Raw genomic sequence first — 25,889 nt, 5'->3', positions numbered from 1 at the left:
AACCTGCGACTATGGCCCTCGGCACCGCATCCACCAGGTCGGACCACGCCCGTACCGTGCGCGACATGCTCGCGACGGGCAAGACGACGTATTCCTTCGAGTTCTACGCCCCCAAGACCCCGAAGGGCGAGCGGAACCTGTGGAACGCGCTGCGCCGCGTGGAGGCCGTGGCGCCCGACTTCGTCTCCGTGACCTACGGCGCGGGCGGCTCGACCCGCGCGGGCACGGTCAAGGCGACCGAGGCCATCGCCTCCGACACCACCCTCACCCCGATCGCCCACCTGACCGCCGTCGACCACTCGGTGGCCGACCTGCGCAACATCATCGGTCAGTACGCCGACGCCGGGATCCGCAACATGCTGGCGCTGCGCGGCGACCCGCCTGGCGACCCGATGGGCGACTGGGTGGCGCACCCCCGGGGGCTGACCTACGCCGCCGAACTCGTCGAACTGATCAAGACCTCCGGTGACTTCTGCGTCGGTGTGGCGGCCTTCCCCGCGATGCACCCGCGCTCCGACGACTGGGAGACCGACGTACGCCACTTCGTCGACAAGTGCCGCGCGGGCGCCGACTACGCCATCACGCAGATGTTCTTCCAGCCCGAGGACTATCTGCGCCTGCGCGACCGGGTCGCGGCCGCCGGCTGCGACACCCCGATCATCCCCGAGGTCATGCCGATCGCCAGTGCCAAGACGCTGGCGCGCATCCCGTCCCTCACCAACGCCGCCTTCCCGGACGCCCTGAAAGAGCGGATCCTCACAGCACAAGACGATCCGACGGCTGTACGCTCCATTGGCATCGAGTTCGCCACGGAGTTCTGCGCGCGGCTGCTGGCCGAAGGGGTGCCCGGACTGCACTTCATCACGCTGAACAACTCCACGGCGACGCTGGAAATCTACGAGAACCTGGGCCTGCACCACCCGCCGCAGGCCTAGACCGGCCGTACCCGCGTACGACAGACTGCGAAGCGGCCACTGGGAGAGGGGCGTACATGGGCTGGACGGTCCTCTACATCGCGTTCGGCATCGTCGCGCTGTGGCTGCTCGGTGAGGTGCTGCTGCAGTACAAGGCGCGCCTGCGCTGGCGGTTGCTCGCCTTCGCCGGCTTCCTGTGTGTCGTGCTCGGTGTGCTGATGCCGTCCGTGGTGGTGATCGGCGTGGGCGCGGCCGCGTTCGCGGTCGGGCAGACCTACGTCACGCTGTCCTTCCGCCGCGGCTTCGCCGCCGGCTGGGCGGTCAGGCACCCCAGTGGCGAAACGACCAAGCGCCGCCGCGGCAAGGCCGAGCGCCAGGACCGGGCCCTGGAGGATTCCGGCCTCGAAGGCGCCGACGGCGGTCACGACGGCCACCACGGTCAGGAAGAGGCGGACGGCGCGGACGGCGTGGGCAGCCCGGCCGGCCGTGACGATCTGTCGTACGGGCCCGACGACTACGACCAGGACGACGTCTTCGCCCCGGCCCGCGCCGGCGACCCCATGGCCGCCGAGACCACCGCCGTGTACCAGCCGCAGCCCCTGCCCGACGACACCGGTTCCTACGGCGTCTACGGCGACTCCCCGCAGCCGGCCGGCCTGCCCCAGGACCAGTACGCCACCGCGGCCCAGGCCGCCGACCAGGGCTACGGGTACGACTACTCCGGCTACGGGCAGCAGGCCTACGGCTACGACGGCTCCGGCCAGCAGGGCTACGCCGCCTACTCGGACCCGTACACCGGCGCCCAGAGCTACGGCGGCGCCTCCTACGACACCACCTACGGTGGCCAGCAGGGTTACGCGCAGCAGGGCTACGGCGTCCAGGACCCCTACGCCACGGGCGGCTACGGCGGCGAGGCCCCGGCCGGCGGGGTGTGGGTCCCGCAGCAGCGCACCGACGACTCCTACGGCGGCGAACTCCCGCCCGAGCAGTCCTACCCGTACCAGGACAACGGCCAGGGCGGTCAGGGCTACGGCCAGGCGCAGCAGGGCGCCGGATTCGACGAGCAGTACCGTTTCTGAACCGGTCTGAACCGGCCCTGGGGCGCGGGCACTTCCGCGCGCCGGGACTCACTGCGACCCGCGGAACTCCGGCCCCTCCACGACGAGTCCGGCCACCAGCGCGCCCGACATCCCGGCGTGCGGCAGCCCGCCGCCCGGGTGCGACCAGCCGCCCACGGTGAACAGGCCGTCGATTCCCGTGGAGTTCGCCGGATGCAGCAGCCGGCCCCCGGCCGCGGCCAGTGACGGCGCGGGAACGGCCCCGCCCGCCGCGCCTGTTTCCCGGGCGATGTCGGCCGGTGTGCGGGTCTCGCGCCACAGGATGCGGTCGCGCAGCCCCGGCACGGCCCGCTCGGCGGCGGTGATCATACGGTCGGCCTGCGCCTGCAGTGCCTGTCTGCCGGGCTGTTCGTCCGCCCCGGGCAGTGCGGGAACCGTGGCCGTGAGCGTGATCGCCTCGTGCTCCCCGTCGGGGACCAGGGCCGGGTCGTCGGGGCGGAGCACCGTGACGGTGGGCCGCGCGGGCATGCCCGGAGCCGTACCGAACAGGGCGTCCAGCTCCGACTCGCGGTCCTCGGTGTGCACCACGGTGCGATGGGCCGTCCCCTCGGGGCGGCCGCCGCGCAGCGCCAGCAGCACGGTCAGGCGGCTCGGCAGCCCGTGCCGCGCGGGCACCTGACCCTCGCCCCGCAGAGCCGCGCCCGCCACGAAGCCGCTCAGCGTCTCCGGTGCCACACCGGCGACCACGAACTCCGCCTCCGCCACGCCGCCTTCGGCGAACTCCACACCCGTCGCCCGGCCGTCCTTCTCGAGGATCCGCACCACCTCGGTGCCGAAGACGAACTCGACCCTGCGGGCCACACAGCGCTCGTACACCGCGCGCGCCAGTTCACGCAGCCCCCCGCGGACGTACCAGATGCCGAAGGCGTGCTCCATGTACGGCAGCACGGACGCGCTCGCCGGGGCGGTGCGCGGATCGAGGCCGTGGGCGAGCGCATGGCTCTCCAGGAGCGCGGCGAGGCGCGGATCGCGCAGCTCCCAGGCGCCGACCTCGGCGAGCGTGCCGGCCCGCCGGGTGCGCAGCAGGCGCCCCAGCGGGACCGCGGGATAGGGCTCGCGCTCGGCCAGCACGGACCAGTTGGGCCACAGCGGCTCCTCCAGAAGCGGCCGGCGGGTGCGGTCCCAGGCCTCGCGCGCCCGCACCAGGAAGTCGCCCCAGCGCTGCCCGGCGCCCTGCCCGAGCGCCGTGTCCAGGGCCGTGACGACTCCCGCGCGGGAGGCGTTCGGCAGCGACACCTCGGTGCGGTCCGCGAACACGTGCCGCGCCGCCGGGTCGACCTGGACCAGTTCGACACGGTCCTCCAGCGGCTCCTTGCCGGTCTTGACGAACAGGTCGCGGTAGACCGCGGGCAGCGGGAGCAGCCCGGGCCCGGTGTCGAAGGCGAAACCGTCCCGCTCGAGGCGGCGCACCGCTCCGCCGTACGTCTCCGTACGCTCGTACACCGTCACCCGGTGGCCCGCGACGGCCAGCCGGGAGGCGGCCGCCATCGCGCCCGTCCCGGCGCCGATCACCGCAATCCGTGCCATGCCCGCGACTTTATCGACCACCGCTGACAACACCTGCTCCGGGGCGTTGACCAGCGGCTTTTCCGGTCCATGGAGCGCCGCCCCCGGGTGCAGGTGCGCAGGGCTGAGTACACGTACTCAGGCGAGGAGATGAGTACGTGCGCGGATGGGGTCCGACCTGCGTGAACGAGAGAGTGGAGGCACGGGACGGGGCACGGCGCCGGCACCGCCGACACGGGGCGGCGGAACGGCGTAGCCCTGGACCGCTCCTTCCGCCGGCCCGCGTCGGCGGGAGCGAGCCACGGGGGAATCCGGGGGAACGACCGTACGGGGGCCCAACGGGGGACGGGGGAGCGAGGGAAGCGCCGGTGCGTGGTGGCCCGTGGAAGACGTGGCCACGGCGGACCGGCGCTTCCTCATGCGAGCCCAGTCCTGCGCTGCCATCCCCTGCCGCCCTGCCATGCCCTCGGAATGTCGTCGGCCGCGCACGGCATCGCGAGCGGCCTCAGCGGGTGCCGCTCACCCGGCCCTGGAGGAGCCGCGACAGCGCCGCGTGGACGTCGTCCAGGGAGCGCTCCGGCTGGAACGACTTCCAGTCCAGGGCGGCCACCAGCACCATGCCCACCAGCGCGGACGCGGTCAGCGGCACATCGATCTCCTCGCTGAACTCGCCGCGCGCCACGCCCTCGCGCAGTACGCCCTCGACGACCGCCACCGCCTGCTGCCTGACCACCATCAGCGTGGACTGCCAGGTGCGGTTGGTGCGCCACAGCTCGGCGACGTACAGCTGGGTGAAGGCGGGGTAGCGGTCGATGAAGACCAGTCCGGCCCGGATCATCGCGTCCAGGGCGTCGACCCGGCTGCCGCCCTCCCGCTCCGTCCCCTCGGCCGCCTCGCGGAGGGAGGCGGCCAGGAGGCCCACACCGTGCCGCAGCAGCTCCTCGAAGAGGTCCGACTTGCTGGCGAAGTTGTAGTAGACCGTGCCCTTGGCGACCCCGGCCCGCTCGGCGATCTCGTCCACCGTGGTGGCGGAGAAACCCTGCTCGGCGATGAGCGTGACGGCGGCCTCGTAGAGCTTCTGCCGGGTGACCTCGCGGCGGGTCCGGCCGCCCGGCGTGGCGCTGCTGCTTTCCATGGCCCTGATTCTCACAGGAACGCCGGCCGGTTCCTCGGCCGGTACGGCCGGTTCCTCGGCCGGTACGGCCGGTTCCTCGGCCGGTACGGCCGGTGGGACGGGTGGCGGCGGCCCTGGTGGTACGGGTGGTGGCGGTGGCGGGGCGGGGGACGGCGCGGACGGTGGCGGGGCAGGGGATGGCGCGGACGGTGGCGGGCTCACAGGCTCAGCTCCGGGTGCAGCCGGTCCAGGGTCCACACCTGCCGGCGCCGGGCCGCCACGGCGGTCAGCGCGAGCGCGGCGGCGGTAAAGCCCGCCAGCACCGCACAGGCCGTCCAGACCGGGGCGAGGCCGCCGCCCGTGATCAGCCGCCTGAGGGCGTCGACGACGTAACTCATCGGCAGGAACGGGTGGAGCGCGTTGAAGAAGCCCGGACTGGTCTGCACGGGATAGGTGCCGCCCGCGGACGTCAGCTGGAGCATCAGCAGGGCGAGGACCAGGATCCGGCCCGCGGGACCGAAGCGCGCGTTCAGCCACTGCACGATCGCCGCGAAGCACGCCGCCACCAGGAACAGGAAGGCGATCGTCCCTGCCGCGCGGGCCGACTCCAGGCCGATCGCCCAGTGCAGCACCGCCATCAGGGCCGCCGTCTGCAGCACCCCGACCGCGGCCACCGGCAGCCAGCCCGCCAGCGCGATCCGCCACGAGGAGGCGCCCACCGCGAGCGCGCGCCGGTTCATCGGCGGGATCAGCATGTACGCCACCATCGCGCCCACCCACAGGGACAACGGGATGAAGTAGGGGGCGAAGCCGGTGCCGTAGTTGGGCGCGTGGTGCAGGTCCTGCGCGGCCAGCCGCACCGGGTCGGCCATGACGCCGGTGCGCCGGTCGCGGTCCTTCTTGTCGTAGTCCGGGATCTGCTCCGCTCCGTCGTGCAGTCCGCCGGCGAGCTTTGCGGAGCCGTCGACCAGCTTGTAGATGCCCCCGTCGAGGTCCTCGGCGCCCGTCTTCAGCGCGCCGACGCCCTTGTCGAGGCCCGCCGCACCGGACTTGGCCGTGCCGAGCCCGGTGTGCAGCTTCTTCGCGCCCGCGGCGACCTTGCCGGCGCCCTCGTTCAGCTTGTTGATCCTCTTCACGGCGTCGTCGACGTCCTCGGAGAGGTGGGGTGCGCGGTCGGCGAGGGCCTGGGCCTGCTTCTGGAGGCCGGCGAGGCTCGTGTCGAGCTTCTTCAGATCGCCGTCGTTGTCCGCGATCAACGTGTTGACGTCGTCGGCGATGCCCGCCACGTCCGCGGCGGCCTCCTTGGCCTTCTTCAGGTCGGGGCAGGCGGGGTCGGGCAGGGCGGCGGGCCGCGCGCAGCGCCGCGCGTAGACGTCGTCCAGGACGGTGGAGGCCGCGTGGGCCCCCTTGGCGGCGCCCGGTGCGCTCTTCACCAGCGTGTCGAGGTTGTGGCGGATCGCCCTGGCCGAGTCGGCGACCAGCCGGGAGGAGTCGCCGATCGTCTTCTCGTTGTCCTTCAGGAAGGGGCCCACCTTGCCGTGCACGGTGTTGACCCGGTCGGCCAGGGTCCGCGTGCCGTCGGCCACCTGCCGGGAGCCGTCCTCCAGGTCACCCGCCCCGGTGTTGAGCTTCTTCAGGCCCTTGGACAGCTTGCCGCTGCCCTTCTTGGCGTCGGCCAGCCCGTCGGCCAGGTCCTTGGAGCCCTTCTCCGCCTTGCCGATGCCGCCGCTGAGCCTGTCGGCGCCCTTCGCGGCCTTCACCGTCCGGCCGTGGATGTCGGAGAACGAGACGAAGATCCGGTCCAGGAAGGACCGCGAGGCCTTGGTGGACGCGGCCGCGCGCACCTCGTTGAACACCGTCTTGGAGATCTGCCCGACGATGTAGTTGTTGGCGTCGTTCGTACGGACCTGGAGCGCGCCGGTCTCCGGGGAGTCGCCCGCGCTGGAGGCGATGCGCCTGCTGAAGTCGGCGGGCACGGTCAGCGACAGGTAGTAGGTGCCGTCCTCCACGCCCCGGCGGGCCTCCTCGGCGCTCACCCGGTGCCAGTCGAAGACCTCGCTCTCCAGCAGCCCCTGGGTCAGGTCGTCGCCGGCCGTGACCCTCCGGCCGCCGGCAGTGGCCCCCTGATCGTCGTCGACGAGGGCCACGGGGATGCGGTCCAGATGGCCGTACGGGTCCCAGAACGACCACAGGTACAGGGCGCCGTACAGCAGCGGCAGCACCAGGAGCGCGACCAGCGCGGCGCGCGGCAGCCTGCCGCGGCCGAACCGCCTCAGCTCAAGAGCGGCCAGTCTCGGCGGACGCATCGGCCGCCTCCTTCTTCTTCCGGGACGGCCTGGTGCAGACGGTCCGTGCCCCTTCCGGTGCCTCTGCGCAGACCGCGAGCACGGTCGTCCCGGACTCGGCGACGGACCTCAACAGCGCCCAGGTCTCGGCCTGTTCGGACGGCCGGAGTTTGTAGTCGGTGTCGTCGACGGCGAGCAGTCGCGGCCCGGACATCAGCGCGAGAGCGACGGACAGGCGCAGCGCCTCCGCGCGCTCCAGGTCTCGTACGGCGGTGCGGGCGCCCTTGGGCAGCGTGGCGACGTCGAGGCGGGCGGCGTCCAGCGCGGTGTCGATCAGACGCTTCCCCTCGGCCCGCCGCCGCCCGGGCGATCGCAGCAGCGCTCGCGGAGCGGAGCCGAACGCGCGCCGCAGCAGCGCCCGTTCACGCAGGTGCTCCCCGACGGTCAGGGCCGGTTCCAGGTCGGTGACACCGGAGACGTTGGCGAGCGCGCTGACCCGGCGCAGGGCGGACATGTGCCGGGGCGGCCCGAAGCCGCCCACCTCGGCCACCCCGTCCGTGGGCCTCATCCGCCCCGTGAGCGCGAGCAGCAGGCAGGTGCGGCCGGAGCCGGACGGGCCCTCGACCGCGATCAGCGAACCGGGCTCCGCGTCGAGGTCGACGTCGCGGAACGCCCAGCCGCGGGGCCCGCGCAGTCCGAAGCCGCGGGCCCTGATCCCGAGGCCGTGCGCCGTGTCGTCCACGGCTCCCCCTCCCCGAGTTTTTTGAACTGACTGGTCAGTGCAAAAGCTATACCGAATGTGCGAGCGAAGCAAAAGTCCAGGTCAGAACGGATTGTCAGTGGCATACCTCACGATGGGCACATACGGCACCTGTGCCGTCACCCAGACGACAGGAGGTTCGTCATGGCCAACCCGTCCGCAGCCGCCGCCCGCCGGCGCCGCGCCACCGGCCCTGCCCCCTCACTGACCGGCCCGGCGAGCGACGTGCACCCCGTGCTCCGCCGGGCGACGGCCCCGCCCGCCGCTCTCGACCTGCTCGCCAAGGCCCGCGCGGGGCTGGAAGAGGCCGCCGTCCTGGAAACGCCCAACGAGCGCTACGCGACCGCCCACCTGGCCGCCCTGCGCACCGCCGCCGCCGTGCTCGCCGCCCGGGCGCGCCCCGAGCCCACACCCCGGCGCCGGGCGCGCATCCGCAGCGCCTGGGAGGTGCTCCCCGAGATCGCACCGGAACTCACCGAGTGGAGCGCGCTGTTCGCCGCGGGCGCGCGCCGCCGCGCCCTGGCCGAGGCCGGGGTCCAGGGCGCGGCCGGCCGGCGGGACGCCGACGACCTGATACGGGACGTGGCGATGTTCGTCCGCATCGTCGAGCGGATGCTGGTCCTCCAGCCGGTGCTGCCCCAGCCGCGCCAGGACGCCGCCGAGCCCGGCACGGCCCGCCCCGCACACGACGCCCGGCACGACACCGGGTACGACGCGCGGCGCGAGGTCCGGCACGACATGCCGGACGCGGGCTGAGCCGTCCCCGGGGCCGCGGCGTCCCGGGGTCACCGGAGCCGGCAGGGCGGACGCGGTGGGCGGACAGGGCGCGGGAGGCAAGGGACAGGGCGCCGGAGGCAACAGGCGGTCAGGGCGCCGGAGGCAATAGGGTGGAAGACGCCTGAAGCCTCCCGCCTCCCGTGCCCCGGGCGGGGGAGGCAGCCCGATCGCCCCGCCGTGCAAGAGGCGGTGCCGCCTCGAGGAGTCAACTGCCGTGTCGGACCCGATGCGCCCACCCGCCTCCCACCACCACCCTCAACCGGCGTCGCTGCGCTCCGCCCCCTCCCGGAGCCGCGCCTCGCTGCGTACCGCCGTGGTCTGGGAGGTCCTGCAGGAGGCCCTCGACCGGCTGGTCAAGGCCACGGGCCGGGAGTCGCTGGACGTCCTCGACACCGGCGGCGGCAGCGGCAACTTCGCCGTGCCCGTCGCCCGCCTCGGCCACCGGGTCACCGTCGTCGACCCCAGCCCCAACGCGCTGTTCGCGCTGGAGCGCCGCGCCGCCGAGGCGGACGTGGCCGACCGGGTGCGGGGCGTGCAGGGCGACGCCCACGGCCTCTTCGACGTGGTCGAGCGCGGCGGGTACGACGCCGTGCTCTGCCACGGGGTCCTGGAATACGTCGACGACCCCGCCGAGGGCGTGCGCAACGCGGTCGCCGCCCTGCGCGAGGAGGGGGTGCTCAGCCTGCTCGCGTCCGGTCTCGGCGGTGCCGTGCTCGCCCGCGCCCTGGCCGGCCACTTCACGGACGCGCGGCGGGCCCTCGCCGACCCCGACGGGCGCTGGGGGCAGGGCGACCCGATGCCGCGCCGCTTCACCGCCGAGCAGCTCACCGCCCTCGTCGAGGGCGCGGGGCTGCGGATCGGCGCGGTGCACGGCGTGCGGGTCTTCGCCGACCTGGTGCCCGGTGTGCTGGTGGACACCGAGCCCGCGGCGCTGGACGCGCTGCTGAAGCTGGAGGCGGCGGCGGCCGAGCTCCCCGCCTTCCACTCCGTGGCCACACAGCTCCACGTCCTCGGCGAGACCCGGGGGGCCGCCGGGTCCTGAGCGACCCCCGAAGTCCGGAAGCGGCTTTCGCGGTGGTCACCGCCGTGGTCCGGGTGGCGATCGGGGCGCGGCCCGTGGCGGGCATGGAGTCCGCCACAGGCCCCCCGATCCAGGCCTGTGCGCCGTATGATCGAGGGAGACCGCCCGGCATGACGGGTCGGCCGCCGGGGAATGGAAGCCTCAGCGAGCCGGGTCCGTCGTGGCGGGTGCGGTTGGCCAATTGGCGCAGAGGGGCGGGTTTCACGGGGGCGATTCCCTGCCTATCCTGAAGGGACCCCCCGGGTCGCCCCGGCGACTGCACGATGAGGAGGACTCCGTGCCGCTCTCGGAGCACGAGCAGCGCATGCTCGAGCAGATGGAGCGAGCGCTGTACGCCGAAGATCCCAAGTTCGCGTCGGCGCTCGAGGGAAGCGGGCTGCGTACGTACACCCGGCGGCGGGTCTACCAGGCGGTCGCGGGCTTCCTCGTGGGTATCGCGCTCCTCATGGCAGGCGTGATCGTCCCGTACTACTGGGTGAGCGTGGTGGGCTTCCTGGTGATGCTGGGCTGCGCCCTGCTGGCGGTGACCGGCTGGCGCAAGGCACCCAAGCCGGGCGAGCGGCCCGTCGGCCCGCAGAGCCGCGGTCAGGCCCGTCCGAAGCGCTCCATGATGGACCGTATCGAGGAGCGCTGGCAACGCCGCCGCGACGAGCAGCAGGGGCACTGACCCCGCAGCAGAACTCCAGCCGTGCCGAGGGGCCGGCCACCGAGGGTGGCCGGCCCCTCACTCGTGTCCCGCTGCGGTCCGTCAGGGCCCGCCCCGGCCTCTGCCCACGGCTCTTCCACCACCCGCTCCCGGGGCACCGGCCGGTCCCCCGGGAGCGCTCGGCCTCGGCGCGCTCAGCCCTGCTGGCCCGACGGTCGCCTGCGTGGGGCCGGGCGCAGGGCCGTGATGCGGGACTTCACGGCGGCCCAGCGGGCCGAGAGCATCCAGGCCAGGCGGGCGGCCGAGCGGGGAGCGAGGGCGGCACGGAGCCTGGTGCCGCGGGAGGCCGTGGCGCGCAGGCCCGCGGTGACGCGGCGGACGTCCTCGGCGAGACCCGGGACCGGACGCGGACGAGGCGCGTAGAGGACCTGTTCCACGGCATCGGCCAGCCGGTGCACGGACTCGGCCGTCACCGGGTCGAGGCGCCCGAGACGGACGATCCGCGCGGCCGCCCTGCGCGGCGTCCGCGACTCGTCCGGAAGGATCCCGAAGTCCCAGGCGGTGTCGGTGAGTTCCTGCCAGACGGCCAGGGTGTGCGGAGCCGTGTCCGCCTCGCCGCGCCCGTGCGCGCCGAGCCGGACGGACCGCGTCCGTCTGCGCCACAGCATCGGCGACAGCGGCAGCGCGACGACGATCAGCCCGGCCAGCGCCCAGGCCGCGACCGCGCCCCACCCGGGGCCGCCGCGGTCGACGGGCAGCGCGGCCTGCGCCGACGGGCTCGGGCACTCCCCCAGCCGCTTCAGCTGCGGCGGGCAGCCCGCGCTCGCCGAGGGGGCGGCCGACGGTGCCGTGCTCGCCTGCTGGGACGGCTCTGCCGGGTTCGGCAGGGTCGTGCCCGGGGTGTCCGGCTGGGTGTAGGAGGGCACCGTGCCGCGGGTCGGCGTCGGCTCGAAACGGGTCCAGCCGACGCCCTCGAAGTACAGCTCGGGCCAGGCGTGCGCGTCCTTCAGCCCCACCGCGACCGTGCCGTCGCCCTGCACCGAGCCGGGCGCGAAGCCGACCGCGACCCGGGCGGGAATGCCGAGCGTGCGGGCCATCGCCGCCATCGCGAAGGAGAAGTGCACGCAGAAGCCCCGCTTGGACCTCAGGAACCGGGAGATCGCCTCGGAGCCGCTGCCCACCTCCACCTGGGTGTCGTACTGGAAGCCGCCGTCCACGGCGAACCAGTTCTGGAGCTTGACCGCCTGCTCATAGTGGTTCGTCGCTCCGTCGGTCACCGCCCGCGCGGTGTTGGCCACGAGTCCCGGCATGGTGTCGGGCACCTTGGTGTACTCGCGCCTCATGGTCTCGGACGGCTCCGGCGCCGCGGCCAGCTGCGCGGCCGTCGGCTGCACATCCAGGCTTCTGACCTGGTACGACAGCCCGCGCGTGTTCTGCCCGTGGTCACCGACCAGGGTCATGCCCACGGGTTCGTAACGCCAGCTTCCCTTGACCCGCACACCGCTGGGCGGATACGGCATCGGCAGCCAGTCCTGGGCGTACCAGTCCGCCGTCGAGATGGACGTGGTGATCTCCGACCGCCTGACGTCGCCGCTCAGGCCGGCCGGCGTGGGGAAGGGGTCGGGCACGCCGATGATGTGCCGCTGGGACGGCTTCCAGGTGGTGCCGTCGAAGTCGTCCAGGGACACGATCCGCAGATACAGGCCGGAGGAGTCCTCGGAGGTCGTGCGCAGGCTGAGGACCGTGCGGTCCTCGTCCACGTTGAGGCTGTCCCGCAGCGACACCAGCGGGTTCACCGCCGAGATCGTTCCGCCGCCCCCGACACCCCCGCCGACGCCGGTACCCGCGGGGCCCAGCAGCCCGCCGCGCATGCCCGGCAGGGCGAGCGGCACCACCAGGGCCACGCCCAGCGCGACCGCGCCGATACGGCGCCCCGTGCGCACCGGTGCCGTCGCACCGCCCGGATCGCCGCCCGCCGCCCGGGACGCCCCGCTGAACACCCGGCCCCACTGCGAGAGCCGGTCCCGGCCCTCGGCCAGCAGCAGCATCAGATAGCCGACGGCCGCGACCAGGAACCACAGCCAGTCCGTCCCGCCGGTGGACAGCCCCGCTGCCACGGAGTACAGCGCGAGCAGCGGCAGGCCGGCGGGGGCCGCGCTGCGCAGGGTCACCGCGACGGCGTCCACGATCAGCCCGATCAGCAGGACACCGCCGACCAGCATCAACCGGATGCCGTCGCTCAGCGGTGCCGGGATCGCGTACCGGCCGACGTCGTCCGCGCCGTGCTGGAGCAGGGCGGCCAGGTGCCGGAAGGCGTCCGGCCCGGGGACCAGCCCGGCCACGGCCTGGGCCCGGGCGAAGACCAGGGTCAGCAGCAGCAGCGTGACCAGGGCCTGTGCCGCCACGGTCAGCGGCCGGGCCAACGGCACCCGCCGGGCCGCCGCGCCGACCCCCGACTGCACCGCCAGCAGCAGCGCGGCCTGCACCATCCACGCGGCGGAGGAGACCAGCGGCAGCAGCGCACACGCCGCCATCAACGTGGCCACCGCGGCACACATCGCCAGCCGCGTCCGCCCGCTCACACCCACACCCCCCACTCGCGCCACTTCTCCGGTACGGCTCGTACGGTCGTGCCGTTCATGACCGTCCCTCCCCGAGCGCCCCGCCTCGCGCCGCCGCGCCGAAGGCGGTCACGCCTGCCGCGCCCACCCCCGGTGTGCCGGTCAGCCCGGCGCTGGTGCGGTCGTGGTCCGCCTGGCGCCACACCTCGGTCAGCGAGGCGCCCCTGGGGACGCTCACGGCCGTCCAGCCGGCGTCGCGGAGCAGCCGGAGCCGCTCCCCGCCCGGGGCCGCCGGGCCGGGCACGTCGGTCGGCTCCCGCAGCCAGGTGTCGCTGTCCAGCAGGAAGGCCACCGCGCCGCCGCTGCGCTGCCGCATCTTGGCGGCCACCGCGGCCTGTGCCTCGTCCAGGTCGCCGAGGAAGGCGACCAGCAGACCCTCGTTGCCGCCGCGCAGCACGTCGTAGGCGCGGGACAGACCCGCCCCGTCCGAGTGGTCGATCACCGCGAGGGTGTCCATCATCAGCCCGGCCGCGTCCGCCGACTCCGGGCCGCTGCCCGCGAACCCGTCGGAGCCCTCGCCCGGCACCGAGCTTCCGCTGTCCGTCAGCAGCCGTACCGAGAAGCCCCGCTCCAGCATGTGCACCAGGACGGAGGCGGCGCCGGACACCGCCCACTCGAAGGCCGAGTCGGGGCCCGCGCCCCGGAAGGCGATGGCCCGGGTGTCCAGCAGCACCGTGCAGCGGGCCCGCTGCGGCTGTTCCTCGCGGCGCACCATCAGCTCGCCGTAGCGCGCGGTGGACCGCCAGTGCACGCGGCGCAGGTCGTCGCCGTAGCGGTACCCGCGCGGGATCACGTCGTCCTCGCCCGCCAGCGCCAGCGAGCGCTGCCGCCCGTCGCCGTACCCCTTGGCCTCGCCGCTCAGCCGCACCGGCGGCAGCGCCTCCACGCGCGGGATCACGGTCAGGTTGTCGAACGTCGAGAAGGACCGGGTCAGCTCGCACATCCCGAACGGGTCGCTCAGCCGCAGCTGGAGCGGGCCCAGCGGGTAGCGGCCGCGCAGGTCGGAGCGGACCCGGTAGGACACCTCGCGGCGGCCGCCGGGCTCCACCCGGTCGAGCACGAAGCGGGGGCGCGGACCGAGCACGTAGGGCACCCGGTCCTGGAGCATCAGCAGGCCCGTGGGCAGCCGGGAGACGTTGTCCATCCGCAGATGCACCCGCGCCTCGCCGCCCGCGGGCACGCGCGCGGGGGAGAGCCTGCGGCTGCCGGCGACCCGGTAGCGCGTGCGGTAGAGCACGGTCGCGCAGGCCAGCGGCAGCACGGCGAGCAGCAGCCCGACCCGCAGCAGGTCGGGCTGGCCGAGGACGTAGGCGCAGATCGCGGCCGCGACACCGGCGGCCAGGAAGGAGCGTCCGCGGGTGGTCAGACCGGCCAGCGCGGTGCGGACGCCGCCGCGGTCGCCCCGTTCGTCCTCCGCGCGCGGGGTCCCCGCGGTGCTCATCACAGCCTCCGCGGCTGCCGGCGGCCGAACTCCGGCGCGGTGCCGCCCAGGCCGAGGCCACCGGCCTGCTGCGAGGTGGCGGGCACCGGCGTGTGCTGCAGGATCTCCTCGACGACCTGCTCGGCCGTACGCCGGTTGAGCTGGGCCTGGGCGGTGGGCAGCAGCCGGTGGGCCAGCACCGCCACGGCCAGTGCCTGGACGTCGTCCGGCAGCGCGTACTCCCGGCCGCTCAGGGCGGCGGACGCCTTCGCCGCGCGCAGCAGGTGCAGCGTCGCGCGCGGCGAGGCGCCGAGTCTGAGGTCGGGGTGGGCGCGGGTGGCGGCGACCAGGTCCACCGCGTAGCGCCGTACGGAGTCGGCGACGTGCACCCCGCGCACGGCCTCGATCAGCTTGACGACATCGTGCGCGTGCGCCACCGGCTGGAGGTCGTCCAGCGGGTTCACCCCGCCGTGCACGTCCAGCATCTGCAACTCGGCCTCCGGGCTCGGATAGCCGATGGAGACGCGCGCCATGAAGCGGTCGCGCTGGGCCTCGGGCAGCGGGTAGGTGCCCTCCATCTCGACCGGGTTCTGGGTGGCCACCACCATGAACGGGCTGGGCAGTTCGTAGGTCTGCCCGTCGATGGTGACCTGGCGCTCCTCCATGGACTCCAGCAGCGCCGACTGGGTCTTGGGCGAGGCGCGGTTGATCTCGTCGCCGATCACGATCTGCGCGAAGACGGCGCCGGGCTTGAACTCGAAGTCCCGGCGCTGCTGGTCCCAGATGGACACGCCGGTGATGTCCGACGGCAGCAGGTCGGGCGTGAACTGGATGCGCCGCACCGAGCAGTCGATGGACCGCGCCAGCGCCTTCGCCAGCATGGTCTTGCCCACCCCGGGAACGTCCTCGATCAGAAGATGCCCCTCGGCGAGCAGTACGGTCAGCGAGAGCCGTACGACCTCGGGCTTGCCCTCGATCACTCCCTCCACCGAACTGCGGACACGCTCCACAGTGGCGGTCAGATCAGTGAGGCTCGCTCGATCGTCATAGGTCGTCACCCGGCCCTCCTCGGCCCGTCCCCTGCCCTTGGAAGAGCAGGGGATTCCCCAACTTTCCGGACCGACGCGCCGCTGAGCGGACCGGCCCACCCCGAACACGGACACCGCGCCGGAAAAGTTCCGCGCGACGTCACACCCGCATTCTTGCCGCCGTTACCGATTCGTGTCACTCGCCTGTGGACAACTGCCCGCGATATGTCGGGGCTTACGCCCTTTCGCGGTGCAGAACGGGCGCGGCGGCTCTCGGAACGGGCGGGCCGGTCAGGCGGCGGGGTCGATCTCGCGCAGCCGCCCGGTCTTGACGTCGAACACGAAGCCGCGCACATCGTCGGTGTGCGGCAGGAACGGCGAGGTGCGCACGCGCTGCATCGACTGCCGTACGTCCTGGTCGACGTCCCGGAACGCCTCGACCGCCCACGCCGGACGCTGGCCGACCTCCATCTCCAGCTCGTGCCGGAAGTCCTCGGTGATGGTCTCCATGCCGCAGTTGGTGTGGTGGATGAGCACGACCCGGCGGGTGCCGAGCGCCCGCTGGCTGATGGCCAGCGAGCGGATCACGTCGTCGGTGACGACGCCGCCCGCGTTGCGGATGGTGTGGCAGTCGCCGAGCTTCAGACCGAGCGCGGCGTGCAGGTCGAGACGGGCGTCCATGCAGGCCACGACCGCCACCTGGAGGACGGGACGGGCGTCCATCCCCGGGTCGCTGAACGCGTCGGCGTAGGCCTCGTTGGCCGATACGAGGCGGTCGGTGACGGCGCCCGGCGCTATGGCGCCCTCGGATCCGGCGGGAACTGATGCGGAAGTCGTCATGGCTATGACGGTACTGGTCATGTGCGCTCCGGTCCTGCTGTGAGAAGGGACAAAGAACGCCACGGTGGCCAGTTGTGATCGACTCCACACGCACCGCAGCGCACCTCCTTACGGGTGAATCACTCCGCAATGCCGTGTCGCGGACACTCCGCCGGGCGACGCGCAGGCCGGTTGATTGACCGGGAGACAGGGTGGACTAAAGTGACGCGAAGCGGGAGGCGTGGCCTCCCGACCTGCATTCCCGGAGACCTGGGCATCCACCCGAACGGTCTCCCCGCGTGCGCGGCGCGTACGTACGGCTCGGCCTCCACCCGCTCCCGGTCGGCTGACGCTTTTGGCGCCGGCGGGACTTCTCGTCCGCGAGCGGTCGGGGACCCGGCGGTGCGTGCGGGACGCGCCGGACCTGAGAGGGCCCCTTGAGCAACAGCCGACACGTCCCCGTGATGCTCCAGCGGTGCCTGGATCTGCTGGCACCCGCCCTGGAGCGGCCGGGAGCGGTGGCCGTCGACTGCACCCTCGGCCTCGGCGGGCACAGCGAGGCGCTGCTCACCCGGTTCCCCGGGGTCCGGCTCGTCGCCCTGGACCGCGACAAGGAGGCTCTGCGCCTCGCCGGCGAGCGCCTCGCCCCGTTCGGCGACCGGGCCACCCTGGTGCACGCCGTCTACGACGAGCTGCCCGGCGTCCTTCAGCGACTGGGCACCCCACGCGTCCAGGGCGTCCTGTTCGACCTCGGCGTCTCCTCCATGCAGCTCGACGAGGCCGACCGCGGCTTCGCCTACGCCCAGGACGCTCCCCTGGACATGCGCATGGACCAGTCCACCGGCATCAGCGCCGCCGAGGTCCTCAACACCTACCCGCCCGGCGAACTGGTGCGCATCCTGCGGGCGTACGGCGAGGAGAAGCAGGCCAAGCGGATCGTGGCCGCCATCGTGCGCGAACGCGGCAAGGAGCCGTTCACCACCAGCGCCCGCCTGGTGGAGCTGATCCGCGACGCGCTGCCCCAGGCCGCCAAGCGCACCGGCGGCAACCCGGCCAAGCGCACCTTCCAGGCACTGCGCATCGAGGTCAACGGCGAACTCGCCGTGCTGGAGCGGGCGATCCCGGCCGCGGTGCAGGCGCTCGACCTGGGCGGCCGGATCGCCGTACTGTCGTACCACTCGCTGGAAGACCGTCTGGTCAAGCAGGTGTTCGCGGCCGGCGCCGCCTCCACCGCGCCCCCCGGCCTGCCCGTCGTCCCCGAGCGCTACCAGCCCCGGCTCAAGCTGCTCACGCGCGGTGCCGAACTTCCCACCGAGGAAGAGATCGCCGAGAACCGGCGGGCGGCACCGGCCCGGCTGCGCGGGGCCGAGCGCATCAGGGAGTCCATCGAATGACGGGCGTGAGGCATGCGAAGGGGGACAGTTGAGCAGGAATCCCGAACTGAAGGGCCGCGCCGCCCGGCTGGCGAGGCTCCTCCCGGAGGGCGGCCGACAGGCCGCCCGCACGCCCTTCGTCCTCCTCGTCGTGCTGCTCCTGGGCGGCGGCCTCATCGGGCTCCTGGTGCTGAACTCCGCGCTCAGCGAAGGCGCGTTCCAGCTGGACGACCTGCAGAAGGACACCAAGAACCTCACCGACGAGGAACAGGCCCTGCAGCGGGACATCGACTCCTACTCCGCGCCCGACGCCCTTCAGCGCCGCGCCCGTGAACTCGGCATGGTGCCCGGCGGCGATCCCGCCTTCCTCGACCCCGACGGCACCGTGAAGGGCGTCCCCTCCGCCGCCCCCGCCGAACGGTCCTCCCTCCAGGACGAGCCGGTCTCCGTCCTGCCGCCCGAGGCCCTCCCCACCACACCGTCCGTGCCGTCCCCCACGGACGGCCCCCTCCCGGCCGCCGGGCAGACCATGCCGTCGCCCACGCTGCCGCAGAGCGCCCCGGTCGCCGGCCCGGACGACTCGACCGCCCCCCAGCCCGCCACGACCCCGACCCCCGGCAGGTGACGGAAGTGCCAGACACTTCTGGAGAAAGGCAACCGCCGCGCCGCCGTGTGCCCGGCCCCGCCCGGCCCGCCCGCCCCGGCAGCGGCAGCGGCCGCCCGCGCACCGGCCCCGGCAGCCGTCCGGCCCGCCGCCCGGACTCCACCCGGCGGCCCCCGCGCGTGCGGGTCCTCCGCCTCGGCAGCCCCCGCCCACGGCTGCGCATGGTCGCCCTCGCGCTGACCGTGGTGATGCTGGTCTTCGTCGTCCGGCTGCTCCAGGTGCAGGCCGTCGACGCCAGCGCCTACGCCGCCAAGGCCGACGAGAACCGCTACGTGGTCCACACGATCGCCGCCGAGCGGGGCGGCATCACCGACCGCAACGGCGTCGCCCTGGCGGCCAGCGTGGACGCCGAGGACATCACGGCCGACCCCACCATGTTCACGCGCGAGCAGCTGAAGATCGGCGACGGCCCCGAACGGGCCGCCGCGCTGCTCGCCCCGATCCTCGGCCAGGACCAGGCGCAGCTCGCCAGGAAACTCAGGACGCGGAACACCCGGTACGTGCTGCTCGCACGCCGGCAGACGCCGCAGGTCTGGAAGCAGATCAAGGACCTGAAGGCCACGCTCACCAAGAAGGGCCAGGCCGACAAGGCCACCGTCAACGTCCTCGCCGGCATCTTCTCCTCGCCCAGCAGCAAGCGCGTGTACCCGGGCGGTGACCTGGCCGCCGGGATACTGGGCTGGGTCAACGCCGACGGCAAGGGCGGCGGCGGCATCGAGCAGCAGCTGGACCAGCAGCTGTCCGGCAAGCCCGGCAAGGTCCGCTACGCCCAGTCCGGCGGCCGGGAGGTGCCCACCGCGGGTTCCGACGAGACGCCCGCGGTACCCGGCGCCGACGTCGAGCTCACCATCGACCGGGACATCCAGTGGGCCGCCCAGAACGCCATCACCGAGCAGGTGCGCAAGTCCCGGGCGGACCGCGGCTACGTCATCGTGCAGGACACCCGGACCGGCGAGATCCTCGCCATGGCCGACTCCCCGGGCTTCGACCCCAACGACCTGGCCCACGCCGACCCGGCCGCCCTGGGCAACGCCGCGGTCCAGGACGCCTACGAGCCCGGCTCCACCGCCAAGGTCATGTCGATGGCCGCCGTACTGGAGGAGCACGCGGCCACGCCGCTCACCCACGTCGTCGTGCCCAACCGGCTGCACCGCGGCGACCGGCTCTTCCAGGACGACGTCGACCACGGCACCTGGTACCTCACGCTCAACGGCGTGCTCGCCAAGTCCAGCAACATCGGCACCATCCTGGCCACCGGCCAGCTCGGCAGGACACAGCCCGAGGCCAACAAGGTGCTCTACTCGTACCTGCGCAAGTTCGGCATCGGCAGCTACACCGGCATCGACTTCCCCGGCGAGACCAGGGGCATCCTCGCCCCCGCGGACAAGTGGTCCACCTCGCAGCAGTACACGATCCCCTTCGGCCAGGGCTTCTCCATCAACGCCCTCCAGGCCGCGTCCATCTACTCGACGATCGCCAACGCAGGGGTCCGGATCGAGCCGTCCCTGGTGCGTGGCACCAAGGACGCCGACGGCCGCTTCACGCCCGCCCCGAAGCCGGCGAAGAGCCGGGTGGTGAGCGCGAAGACGGCCAGGCAGCTGGCCCAGATGCTGGAGTCCGTCGTGGACGACGAGCAGGGCACCGGCCTGAAGGCGCGCATCCCCGGCTACCGCGTGGCGGGCAAGACGGGCACCGCCAACCGCGTGGATCCGGCCACCGGCAGATACCACGGCTACACCTCCTCCTTCGCCGGGTTCGCGCCCGCCGACAACCCCCGTGTCACCGTCTACTGCGCGATCCAGAACGCCACCACGGGCAGCTACTTCGGCGGCCAGATCTGCGGCCCGATCTACAAGCAGGTCATGGAGTTCACGCTGAAGACGCTCCAGGTCCCGCCGACCGGGGCACGGCCCGCGAACCTGCCCGTCGACTTCAAGCCGTGACATCCGCCCGAGCCTGAGCGCCCCGCCCCCGGCAGACCCGCGGGCGTACGGGACCCGTAACGCCCGCCCCGTGCGATCCTTGCGCCCCACAAGACCCGTAGGACCCGTAAGCCCCTTACGAGCACGACCCGTACCACCGGAACAGAACCACCAGGACACAGCGCGTGACAACGATCACCCCGGACCCCGGGAACCACCACCCGCCCCGGCCCTCACTTCGCCCGCAGGCCGCTGCGCCCGGTACGCTCACGGCCGTGCCACACCCTGATCAGTCCCAAACCACCCAGAAGGGCGCTTCCGTGACATACCCGGGACCGCCGCGACCGGTTCAGGTCTCCGCCACACCCCTCGCGGAGCTCGCCGATCAGCTGGGTGCCGCGCAGCCGGACGGCGCCGCCGAGGTCACGGGCATCACCCATGACTCGCGTGCCGTGCGCCCCGGCGACCTGTACGCCGCGCTGCCCGGAGCCCGTGCCCACGGCGCCGACTTCGTCGCCCAGGCGGCGAGCCTCGGCGCGGTCGCGGTGCTCACCGACCCGTCCGGCGCCGAGCGCGCCGCCGCGACCGGGCTGCCGGTCCTCGTGGTCGACGACCCGCGCGGGCGGATGGGCGAGCTGGCCGCCACGATCTACGGCCGCCCCGGCCGCGACCTGCTCCAGATCGGCATCACCGGCACCTCCGGCAAGACCACCACCGCCTACCTCGTCGAGGGCGGCCTGAAGACCGCGCGGTCCACCGGGCTGATCGGCACGGTCGAGATGCGCATCGGCGAGGAGCGCATCAAGTCCGAGCGCACCACCCCCGAGGCCACCGACCTCCAGGCCCTCTTCGCGGTCATGCGCGAGCGCGGTGTGGAGGCGGTCGCCATGGAGGTCTCCAGCCACGCCCTGGTGCTCGGCCGGGTGGACGGCTGCGTCTTCGACATCGCCGTCTTCACCAACCTCAGCCCGGAGCACATGGAGTTTCACTCCGACATGGAGGACTACTTCCGGGCCAAGGCGCAGCTGTTCACGCCGCGGCGCAGCAGGCTCGGGGTGATCAACCACGACGACGAGTACGGCCGCCGGCTCGCCAAGGAGGCCACCGTCCCGGTGGTCACCTTCTCCGCCGAGGGCGACCCCGACGCCGACTGGCGCGCCGAGGACGTCCAGGTCGGCCCGATGGACTCCACGTTCACCGTGATCGGCCCCGAAGGACAGCGGATCGCCGCCAGGTCGCCGCTGCCCGGCCCGTTCAACGTGGCCAACACCCTCGCCGCCGTCGTCGCCCTGGCCGCCGCCGGCCTCGACGCGCAGGCCGCCGCCGACGGCGTGGCCGCCGTTCCGGGCGTGCCCGGCCGGCTGGAGCGCGTCGACGCGGGGCAGGCGTACCTCGCGGTCGTCGACTACGCGCACAAGACGGACGCCGTCGAGTCGGTCCTCAAGGCGTTGCGCAAGGTCACCAAGGGCCGGCTGCACGTGGTGCTCGGCTGCGGCGGCGACCGCGACCGCACCAAGCGCGCCCCGATGGGCGCCGCCGCGGCCCGGCTCGCCGACACCGCCGTGCTGACCTCCGACAACCCCCGCTCCGAGGACCCGCTCGCGATCCTCGCCACCATGCTTCAGGGCGCCGCCTCGGTGCCCGCGCACGAGCGCGGCGAGGTGCTCCTGTTCGAGGACCGGGCCGCCGCGATCGCCGCCGCCGTGGGCCGCGCGCAGGCCGGGGACACCGTGCTGGTCGCGGGCAAGGGCCACGAGCAGGGCCAGGACATCGCCGGGGTGGTCCGTCCCTTCGACGACCGCCAGGTGCTGCACGAAGCAATCCGGAAAACCCAGGGATGAAAATCCAGAAGACCCAGGGGATGAACTTGTGATCGCCCTCTCCCTCGCCGAGATCGCAGCAGTCGTCGGCGGGCAGACGCACGACATACCGGATCCGTCCGTCCAGGTCACCGGACCCGTCGTCCGGGACTCCCGTGAGGCGGTCCCCGGCAGCCTCTTCGTCGCCTTCGCCGGCGAGCGGGTGGACGGCCACGACTTCGCGCGGGACGTCGTCGAGGCGGGCGCGGTCGCCGTACTGGCCTCCCGCCCCGTCGGCGTGCCCGCGATCGTCGTCGAGGACGTCCAGAGCGCCCTCGGCGCCCTCGCCCGCCATGTCGTGACCCGGCTCGGCGCGACCCTCGTGGCGCTGACCGGCTCCGCCGGCAAGACCAGCACCAAGGACCTGATCGCCCAGGTGCTCCAGCGCCAGGCGCCGACCGTGTTCACACCCGGCTCGCTCAACAACGAGATCGGGCTGCCGCTGACCGCCCTGAGCGCCACCGAGGAGACCAGGTTCCTCGTGCTGGAGATGGGCGCCCGCGGCATCGGACACATCCGCTACCTCACCGAGCTGACCCCGCCGAAGGTCGGCCTCGTGCTCAACGTCGGCACCGCCCACATCGGCGAGTTCGGCGGCCGGGAGCAGATCGCCCAGGCGAAGGGCGAGCTGGTGGAGAGCCTGCCCCCGGCCGAGGAGGGCGGCGTCGCGATCCTGAACGCCGACGACCCGCTGGTCAAGGCCATGGCCTCCCGTACGAAGGCGAAGGTGGTCCTTTTCGGAGAGTCCGGCGAAGCGGACGTACGTGCCGAGAACGTGAGACTCACGGACAGCGGACAGCCCGCTTTCAGGCTTCACACACCCTCCGGTGCAGCCGATGTGACCATGCGCCTGTACGGTGAGCACCACGTGTCGAACGCGCTCGCCGCGGCCGCCGTCGCCCATGAGCAGGGCATGTCCGCGGAAGAGATCGCCACCGCGCTCTCCGAGGCGGGCTCCCTCTCCCGCTGGCGCATGGAGGTCACCGAGCGCCCGGACGGCGTGACCATCGTCAACGACGCCTACAACGCCAACCCCGAGTCCATGCGGGCCGCCCTGCGCGCGCTGGTGGCCATGGGCCGCGGACGGCGGACCTGGGCGGTGCTCGGCAAGATGGCCGAGCTCGGGGACGAGGCGCTCGCCGAGCACGACGCGGTCGGACGGCTCGCCGTCCGGCTCAACGTCAGCAAGCTCGTCGCGGTCGGGGGCAGGGAAGCGTCCTGGCTGCAACTGGGCGCATACAACGAGGGTTCGTGGGGTGAGGAGTCGGTGCACGTGTCCGACGCACAGGCGGCGATCGACCTGTTGCGCAGCGAGTTGCGCCCGGGGGACGTGGTGCTCGTGAAGGCGTCCCGTTCGGTCGGTCTGGAGGGCATCGCCGAGGCGCTCCTCCAGGCCGGGACCGAGGGTGAGGTCGCCGCCCGATGATGAACCAGATCCTCTTCGCGGGTGTCATCGGCCTCTTCCTGACCCTGATCGGCACCCCCCTGCTGATCAAGCTCCTGGCCCGCAAGGGCTACGGTCAGTACATCCGCGACGACGGACCGCGCGAGCACGCCAGCAAGCGCGGTACGCCGACCATGGGCGGCATCGCGTTCATCCTGGCCACGGTCGCCGCCTACTTCCTGTCCAAGGTGATCACCGGCAAGCCCCCGACGTACTCGGGGCTGCTGGTGCTCGGCCTGATGGTGGGCATGGGCATGGTCGGCTTCCTCGACGACTACATCAAGATCGTCAAGCGTCGTTCGCTGGGCCTGCGCGCCAAGGCGAAGATGGCCGGCCAGCTGATCGTCGGCATCGCCTTCGCGGTGCTGTCGCTGCAGTTCTCCGACAACCGCGGCAACACCCCGGCCTCCACCAAGCTGTCGTTCATCACCGACTTCGGCTGGACGATCGGCCCGGTGCTGTTCGTGGTCTGGGCGCTGTTCATGATCCTGGCGATGTCGAACGGCGTGAACCTCACCGACGGTCTGGACGGTCTGGCCACCGGCGCCTCCGTCCTGGTCTTCGGCGCCTACACCTTCATCGGCGTCTGGCAGTACCAGGAGTCCTGCGCCAACGCCGTGACGCTGACCAACCCGGGCGCCTGCTACGAGGTGCGCGATCCACTCGACCTCGCGGTCGTGGCCTCCGCGCTGATGGGCGCCTGCCTCGGCTTCCTGTGGTGGAACACCTCGCCGGCCAAGATCTTCATGGGCGACACCGGTTCGCTCGCGCTCGGCGGTGTCCTCGCCGGCCTCGCGATCTGCTCGCGCACCGAGCTGCTGATCGCGCTGCTGGGCGGCCTGTTCGTGCTGATCACCATGTCGGTGGTCATCCAGGTCGGCTCCTTCCGGCTCACCGGCAAGCGGGTCTTCCGGATGGCGCCACTCCAGCACCACTTCGAACTCAAGGGCTGGTCCGAAGTGCTCGTCGTGGTCCGTTTCTGGATCATTCAGGGCATCTGTGTCATCGTCGGACTCGGCCTCTTCTACGCGGGATGGGCAGCGGACAAGTGACCTCATCGGTGCCTTCGGAGTTCCGGGGCAAGCACGTCACCGTCGCCGGACTCGGTGTGTCCGGCGTCCCGGCGGCCAAGGTGCTGCACGGCCTCGGCGCGCACGTCACGGTCGTCAACGACGGCGACGACGACCGGGCCCGGACGCAGGCCGCCGAACTCCGGGCGCTCGGGGTCACCGTGCGCCTCGGTGACGGCGACACCCTGCCCGAGGGCACCGAGCTGATCGTCACCGCGCCCGGCTGGCAGCCCGGCAAGCCGCTGTTCCAGGCCGCCGAGAAGGCGGGCGTGCCGGTCTGGGGCGACGTGGAGCTCGCCTGGCGGCTGCGCGGCCCCGACGCCGCCCCCTGGCTGTGCGTGACGGGCACCAACGGCAAGACCACGACCGTCCGGATGCTGGCGTCGATCCTGAAGGCGGCCGGGCTGCGCACCGCCGCCGTCGGCAACATCGGCGTCTCGCTGCTGGACGCCGTGCTCGGCGAGGAGACGTACGACGTGCTCGCCGTCGAACTCTCCAGCTACCAGCTGCACTGGGCGCCGTCCCTGCGCGCCCACTCCGCCGCGGTGCTCAACCTCGCCCCGGACCACCTCGACTGGCACGGCTCCATGGAGGCGTACGCCGCCGACAAGGGCCGCGTCTACGAGGGCAACCGCGTCGCCTGCGTCTACAACGTCGCCGACAAGGCCACCGAGGACCTGGTGCGCGAGGCGGACGTCGAAGAGGGCTGCCGGGCGATCGGGTTCACGCTGGGCGCGCCGGGACCGTCCCAACTCGGCGTCGTGGACGGCATCCTGGTCGACCGCGCCTTCGTCGAGAACCGGCAGCGCAACGCCCAGGAGCTCGCCGAGGTCTCCGACATCAGCCCGCCCGTCGCCCACCACCCTTCCGAGGAAGGCGCTTCGCGTCCCCATTTCGTTGCCCCGCACAACATCGCCAACGCTCTTGCCGCGGCGGCCCTCGCGCGCGCCTACGGCGTGCCGGCGACGGCCGTCCGGGACGGTCTGCGGTCCTTCACCCCGGACGCCCACCGCATCGCGCACGTGGCGGACGTGGACGGCGTCGCCTACGTCGACGACTCCAAGGCCACCAACACCCACGCGGCCGAGGCGTCGTTGGCGGCATATGAGTCGATCGTATGGATTGCGGGTGGTCTGGCGAAGGGCGCGACCTTCGACGAGCTGGTCGCGAAGGCGGCGCCGCGGCTGCGCGGTGCCGTGCTCATCGGCGCCGATCGCGCCCTGATCCGTGACGCCCTCGTGCGACACGCCCCCGAAGTCCCCGTCGTCGACCTCGACCGGACCGACACTGGGGCGATGCTCCAGGCTGTCCAGGAAGCGCGGCGGCTCGCACGGCCCGGCGACACGGTACTGCTGGCCCCGGCCTGCGCCTCCATGGACATGTTCACCAACTACAACAAGCGTGGTGACGCGTTCGCGGAGGCCGTTCGCGAACTCGGCGCCCGCTGACCCCGGCCGCCCCCGCCGCC

20 protein-coding genes are annotated in these 25,889 nt (G+C 73.1%); 12 read left to right on the top strand and 8 right to left on the bottom strand.

The features are described 5' to 3' along the window. Positions 1 to 11 precede the first annotated feature (11 nt). Both metF and R2S09_RS09420 read left to right on the top strand, forming a co-directional pair. Complete coding sequence (metF, locus tag R2S09_RS09425) at positions 12 to 935, top strand: methylenetetrahydrofolate reductase [NAD(P)H] (RefSeq protein WP_306183466.1); 924 nt, start codon at positions 12 to 14, stop codon at positions 933 to 935. A gap of 56 nt (positions 936 to 991) precedes the next feature. Beyond that, complete coding sequence (locus R2S09_RS09420; RefSeq protein WP_316740408.1) at positions 992 to 1,993, top strand: hypothetical protein; 1,002 nt, start codon at positions 992 to 994, stop codon at positions 1,991 to 1,993. Between the two features lie 48 nt (positions 1,994 to 2,041). On the opposite strand, the gene R2S09_RS09415 is transcribed toward R2S09_RS09420, so the two are convergent. The 4 genes from R2S09_RS09415 to R2S09_RS09400 all read right to left on the bottom strand — a co-directional run bounded on the left by R2S09_RS09415 (position 2,042) and on the right by R2S09_RS09400 (position 7,679). Next, positions 2,042 to 3,559: an NAD(P)/FAD-dependent oxidoreductase gene (locus R2S09_RS09415; protein ID WP_316740407.1), complete on the bottom strand. Its 1,518-nt coding sequence runs from the start codon at positions 3,557 to 3,559 to the stop codon at positions 2,042 to 2,044. 484 nt (positions 3,560 to 4,043) lie between these two features. Then, a complete protein-coding gene (locus tag R2S09_RS09410) occupies positions 4,044 to 4,673 on the bottom strand; it encodes a TetR/AcrR family transcriptional regulator (protein ID WP_316740406.1) in 630 nt (209 codons plus the stop codon). 197 nt (positions 4,674 to 4,870) lie between these two features. Beyond that, positions 4,871 to 6,958 (bottom strand): YhgE/Pip domain-containing protein, encoded by a 2,088-nt coding sequence (locus R2S09_RS09405; protein WP_306183473.1) that lies wholly within the window; start codon positions 6,956 to 6,958, stop codon positions 4,871 to 4,873. Then, positions 6,930 to 7,679, bottom strand: coding sequence for an ATP-binding cassette domain-containing protein (locus R2S09_RS09400; RefSeq protein ID WP_316740405.1), 750 nt, complete (start codon positions 7,677 to 7,679; stop codon positions 6,930 to 6,932). Before R2S09_RS09400 ends, R2S09_RS09405 begins: the two co-directional genes overlap by 29 nt. 162 nt (positions 7,680 to 7,841) lie before the next feature. Between R2S09_RS09400 and R2S09_RS09395 the strand changes: the two genes are divergently transcribed. The 3 genes from R2S09_RS09395 (at position 7,842) to R2S09_RS09385 (ending at position 10,222) form a co-directional block, all read left to right on the top strand. Beyond that, the gene (locus tag R2S09_RS09395) at positions 7,842 to 8,453 is read left to right on the top strand and encodes an SAV_6107 family HEPN domain-containing protein (RefSeq protein WP_306183475.1); all 612 of its coding nucleotides are present in this window, start codon (positions 7,842 to 7,844) and stop codon (positions 8,451 to 8,453) included. 235 nt (positions 8,454 to 8,688) lie between these two features. After that, on the top strand, positions 8,689 to 9,516 hold the full coding sequence (locus R2S09_RS09390; protein ID WP_316740404.1) for a methyltransferase: 828 nt from the start codon (positions 8,689 to 8,691) through the stop codon (positions 9,514 to 9,516). A gap of 316 nt (positions 9,517 to 9,832) precedes the next feature. Then, positions 9,833 to 10,222, top strand: a complete 390-nt coding sequence (locus tag R2S09_RS09385; RefSeq protein ID WP_306183477.1) for a DUF3040 domain-containing protein — start codon at positions 9,833 to 9,835, stop codon at positions 10,220 to 10,222. Positions 10,223 to 10,395: 173 nt separating this feature from the next. Here R2S09_RS09385 and R2S09_RS09380 read toward each other — a convergent pair whose 3' ends face one another. The 4 genes from R2S09_RS09380 to R2S09_RS09365 form a co-directional block, all read right to left on the bottom strand. After that, positions 10,396 to 12,783, bottom strand: coding sequence for a DUF3488 and transglutaminase-like domain-containing protein (locus R2S09_RS09380; RefSeq protein ID WP_316740403.1), 2,388 nt, complete (start codon positions 12,781 to 12,783; stop codon positions 10,396 to 10,398). A 55-nt stretch (positions 12,784 to 12,838) separates the two neighbouring features. Continuing rightward, a complete protein-coding gene (locus R2S09_RS09375) occupies positions 12,839 to 14,263 on the bottom strand; it encodes a DUF58 domain-containing protein (RefSeq protein WP_316740402.1) in 1,425 nt (474 codons plus the stop codon). Further along, entirely contained in the window at positions 14,263 to 15,300 is a 1,038-nt protein-coding gene (locus R2S09_RS09370; RefSeq protein ID WP_306183482.1) for a MoxR family ATPase, read from the bottom strand. Before R2S09_RS09370 ends, R2S09_RS09375 begins: the two co-directional genes overlap by 1 nt. A 261-nt stretch (positions 15,301 to 15,561) precedes the next feature. Next, positions 15,562 to 16,131 carry a carbonic anhydrase gene (locus R2S09_RS09365; protein ID WP_306183484.1) on the bottom strand — a complete coding sequence of 190 codons (570 nt, stop codon included), beginning with the start codon at positions 16,129 to 16,131 and terminating at the stop codon, positions 15,562 to 15,564. Positions 16,132 to 16,526: 395 nt separating this feature from the next. On the opposite strand from R2S09_RS09365, the gene rsmH reads away from it, so the two are divergent. The 7 genes from rsmH to murD all read left to right on the top strand — a co-directional run bounded on the left by rsmH (position 16,527) and on the right by murD (position 25,869). Continuing rightward, positions 16,527 to 17,483, top strand: a complete 957-nt coding sequence (gene rsmH, locus R2S09_RS09360) for a 16S rRNA (cytosine(1402)-N(4))-methyltransferase RsmH (RefSeq protein WP_316740401.1) — start codon at positions 16,527 to 16,529, stop codon at positions 17,481 to 17,483. 28 nt (positions 17,484 to 17,511) lie between these two features. Further along, positions 17,512 to 18,087: a septum formation initiator family protein gene (locus R2S09_RS09355; RefSeq protein WP_316740400.1), complete on the top strand. Its 576-nt coding sequence runs from the start codon at positions 17,512 to 17,514 to the stop codon at positions 18,085 to 18,087. Beyond that, on the top strand, positions 18,084 to 20,069 hold the full coding sequence (locus R2S09_RS09350; protein ID WP_316740399.1) for a penicillin-binding protein 2: 1,986 nt from the start codon (positions 18,084 to 18,086) through the stop codon (positions 20,067 to 20,069). Before R2S09_RS09355 ends, R2S09_RS09350 begins: the two co-directional genes overlap by 4 nt. Before the next feature lie 164 nt (positions 20,070 to 20,233). Further along, positions 20,234 to 21,889 carry a UDP-N-acetylmuramoyl-L-alanyl-D-glutamate--2,6-diaminopimelate ligase gene (locus R2S09_RS09345; protein ID WP_306183490.1) on the top strand — a complete coding sequence of 552 codons (1,656 nt, stop codon included), beginning with the start codon at positions 20,234 to 20,236 and terminating at the stop codon, positions 21,887 to 21,889. Positions 21,890 to 21,917: 28 nt separating this feature from the next. Beyond that, a complete protein-coding gene (gene murF, locus R2S09_RS09340) occupies positions 21,918 to 23,333 on the top strand; it encodes a UDP-N-acetylmuramoyl-tripeptide--D-alanyl-D-alanine ligase (RefSeq protein ID WP_306183491.1) in 1,416 nt (471 codons plus the stop codon). Next, the gene (gene mraY, locus R2S09_RS09335; protein WP_306183937.1) at positions 23,333 to 24,403 is read left to right on the top strand and encodes a phospho-N-acetylmuramoyl-pentapeptide-transferase; all 1,071 of its coding nucleotides are present in this window, start codon (positions 23,333 to 23,335) and stop codon (positions 24,401 to 24,403) included. The genes murF and mraY overlap by 1 nt, the downstream gene beginning before the upstream one ends. Continuing rightward, the gene (gene murD / locus R2S09_RS09330) at positions 24,385 to 25,869 is read left to right on the top strand and encodes a UDP-N-acetylmuramoyl-L-alanine--D-glutamate ligase (RefSeq protein WP_316740398.1); all 1,485 of its coding nucleotides are present in this window, start codon (positions 24,385 to 24,387) and stop codon (positions 25,867 to 25,869) included. The genes mraY and murD overlap by 19 nt, the downstream gene beginning before the upstream one ends. The last annotated feature ends 20 nt before the right edge of the window (positions 25,870 to 25,889 follow it).

This window comes from Streptomyces sp. MK7, from assembly GCF_032658145.1.
Taxonomy (GTDB): domain Bacteria; phylum Actinomycetota; class Actinomycetes; order Streptomycetales; family Streptomycetaceae; genus Streptomyces; species Streptomyces spiralis.
Note: the sequence above shows the minus strand (reverse complement) of the source record. Positions and strands in the feature narration are given on the sequence as shown.

Bases quoted from the DNA above. Each gene is read 5' to 3' on its own strand.
- R2S09_RS09420 (WP_316740408.1), top strand. From the start codon at position 992: ATGGGCTGGACGGTCCTCTACATCGCGTTCGGCATCGTCGCGCTGTGG.
- R2S09_RS09410 (WP_316740406.1), bottom strand. From the start codon at position 4,673: ATGGAAAGCAGCAGCGCCACGCCGGGCGGCCGGACCCGCCGCGAGGTC.
- R2S09_RS09405 (WP_306183473.1), bottom strand. From the start codon at position 6,958: ATGCGTCCGCCGAGACTGGCCGCTCTTGAGCTGAGGCGGTTCGGCCGC.
- R2S09_RS09375 (WP_316740402.1), bottom strand. From the start codon at position 14,263: ATGAGCACCGCGGGGACCCCGCGCGCGGAGGACGAACGGGGCGACCGC.
- R2S09_RS09415 (WP_316740407.1), bottom strand. From the start codon at position 3,559: ATGGCACGGATTGCGGTGATCGGCGCCGGGACGGGCGCGATGGCGGCC.
- murD (WP_316740398.1), top strand. From the start codon at position 24,385: ATGGGCAGCGGACAAGTGACCTCATCGGTGCCTTCGGAGTTCCGGGGC.
- R2S09_RS09395 (WP_306183475.1), top strand. From the start codon at position 7,842: ATGGCCAACCCGTCCGCAGCCGCCGCCCGCCGGCGCCGCGCCACCGGC.
- R2S09_RS09365 (WP_306183484.1), bottom strand. From the start codon at position 16,131: ATGACCAGTACCGTCATAGCCATGACGACTTCCGCATCAGTTCCCGCC.
- mraY (WP_306183937.1), top strand. From the start codon at position 23,333: ATGAACCAGATCCTCTTCGCGGGTGTCATCGGCCTCTTCCTGACCCTG.
- metF (WP_306183466.1), top strand. From the start codon at position 12: ATGGCCCTCGGCACCGCATCCACCAGGTCGGACCACGCCCGTACCGTG.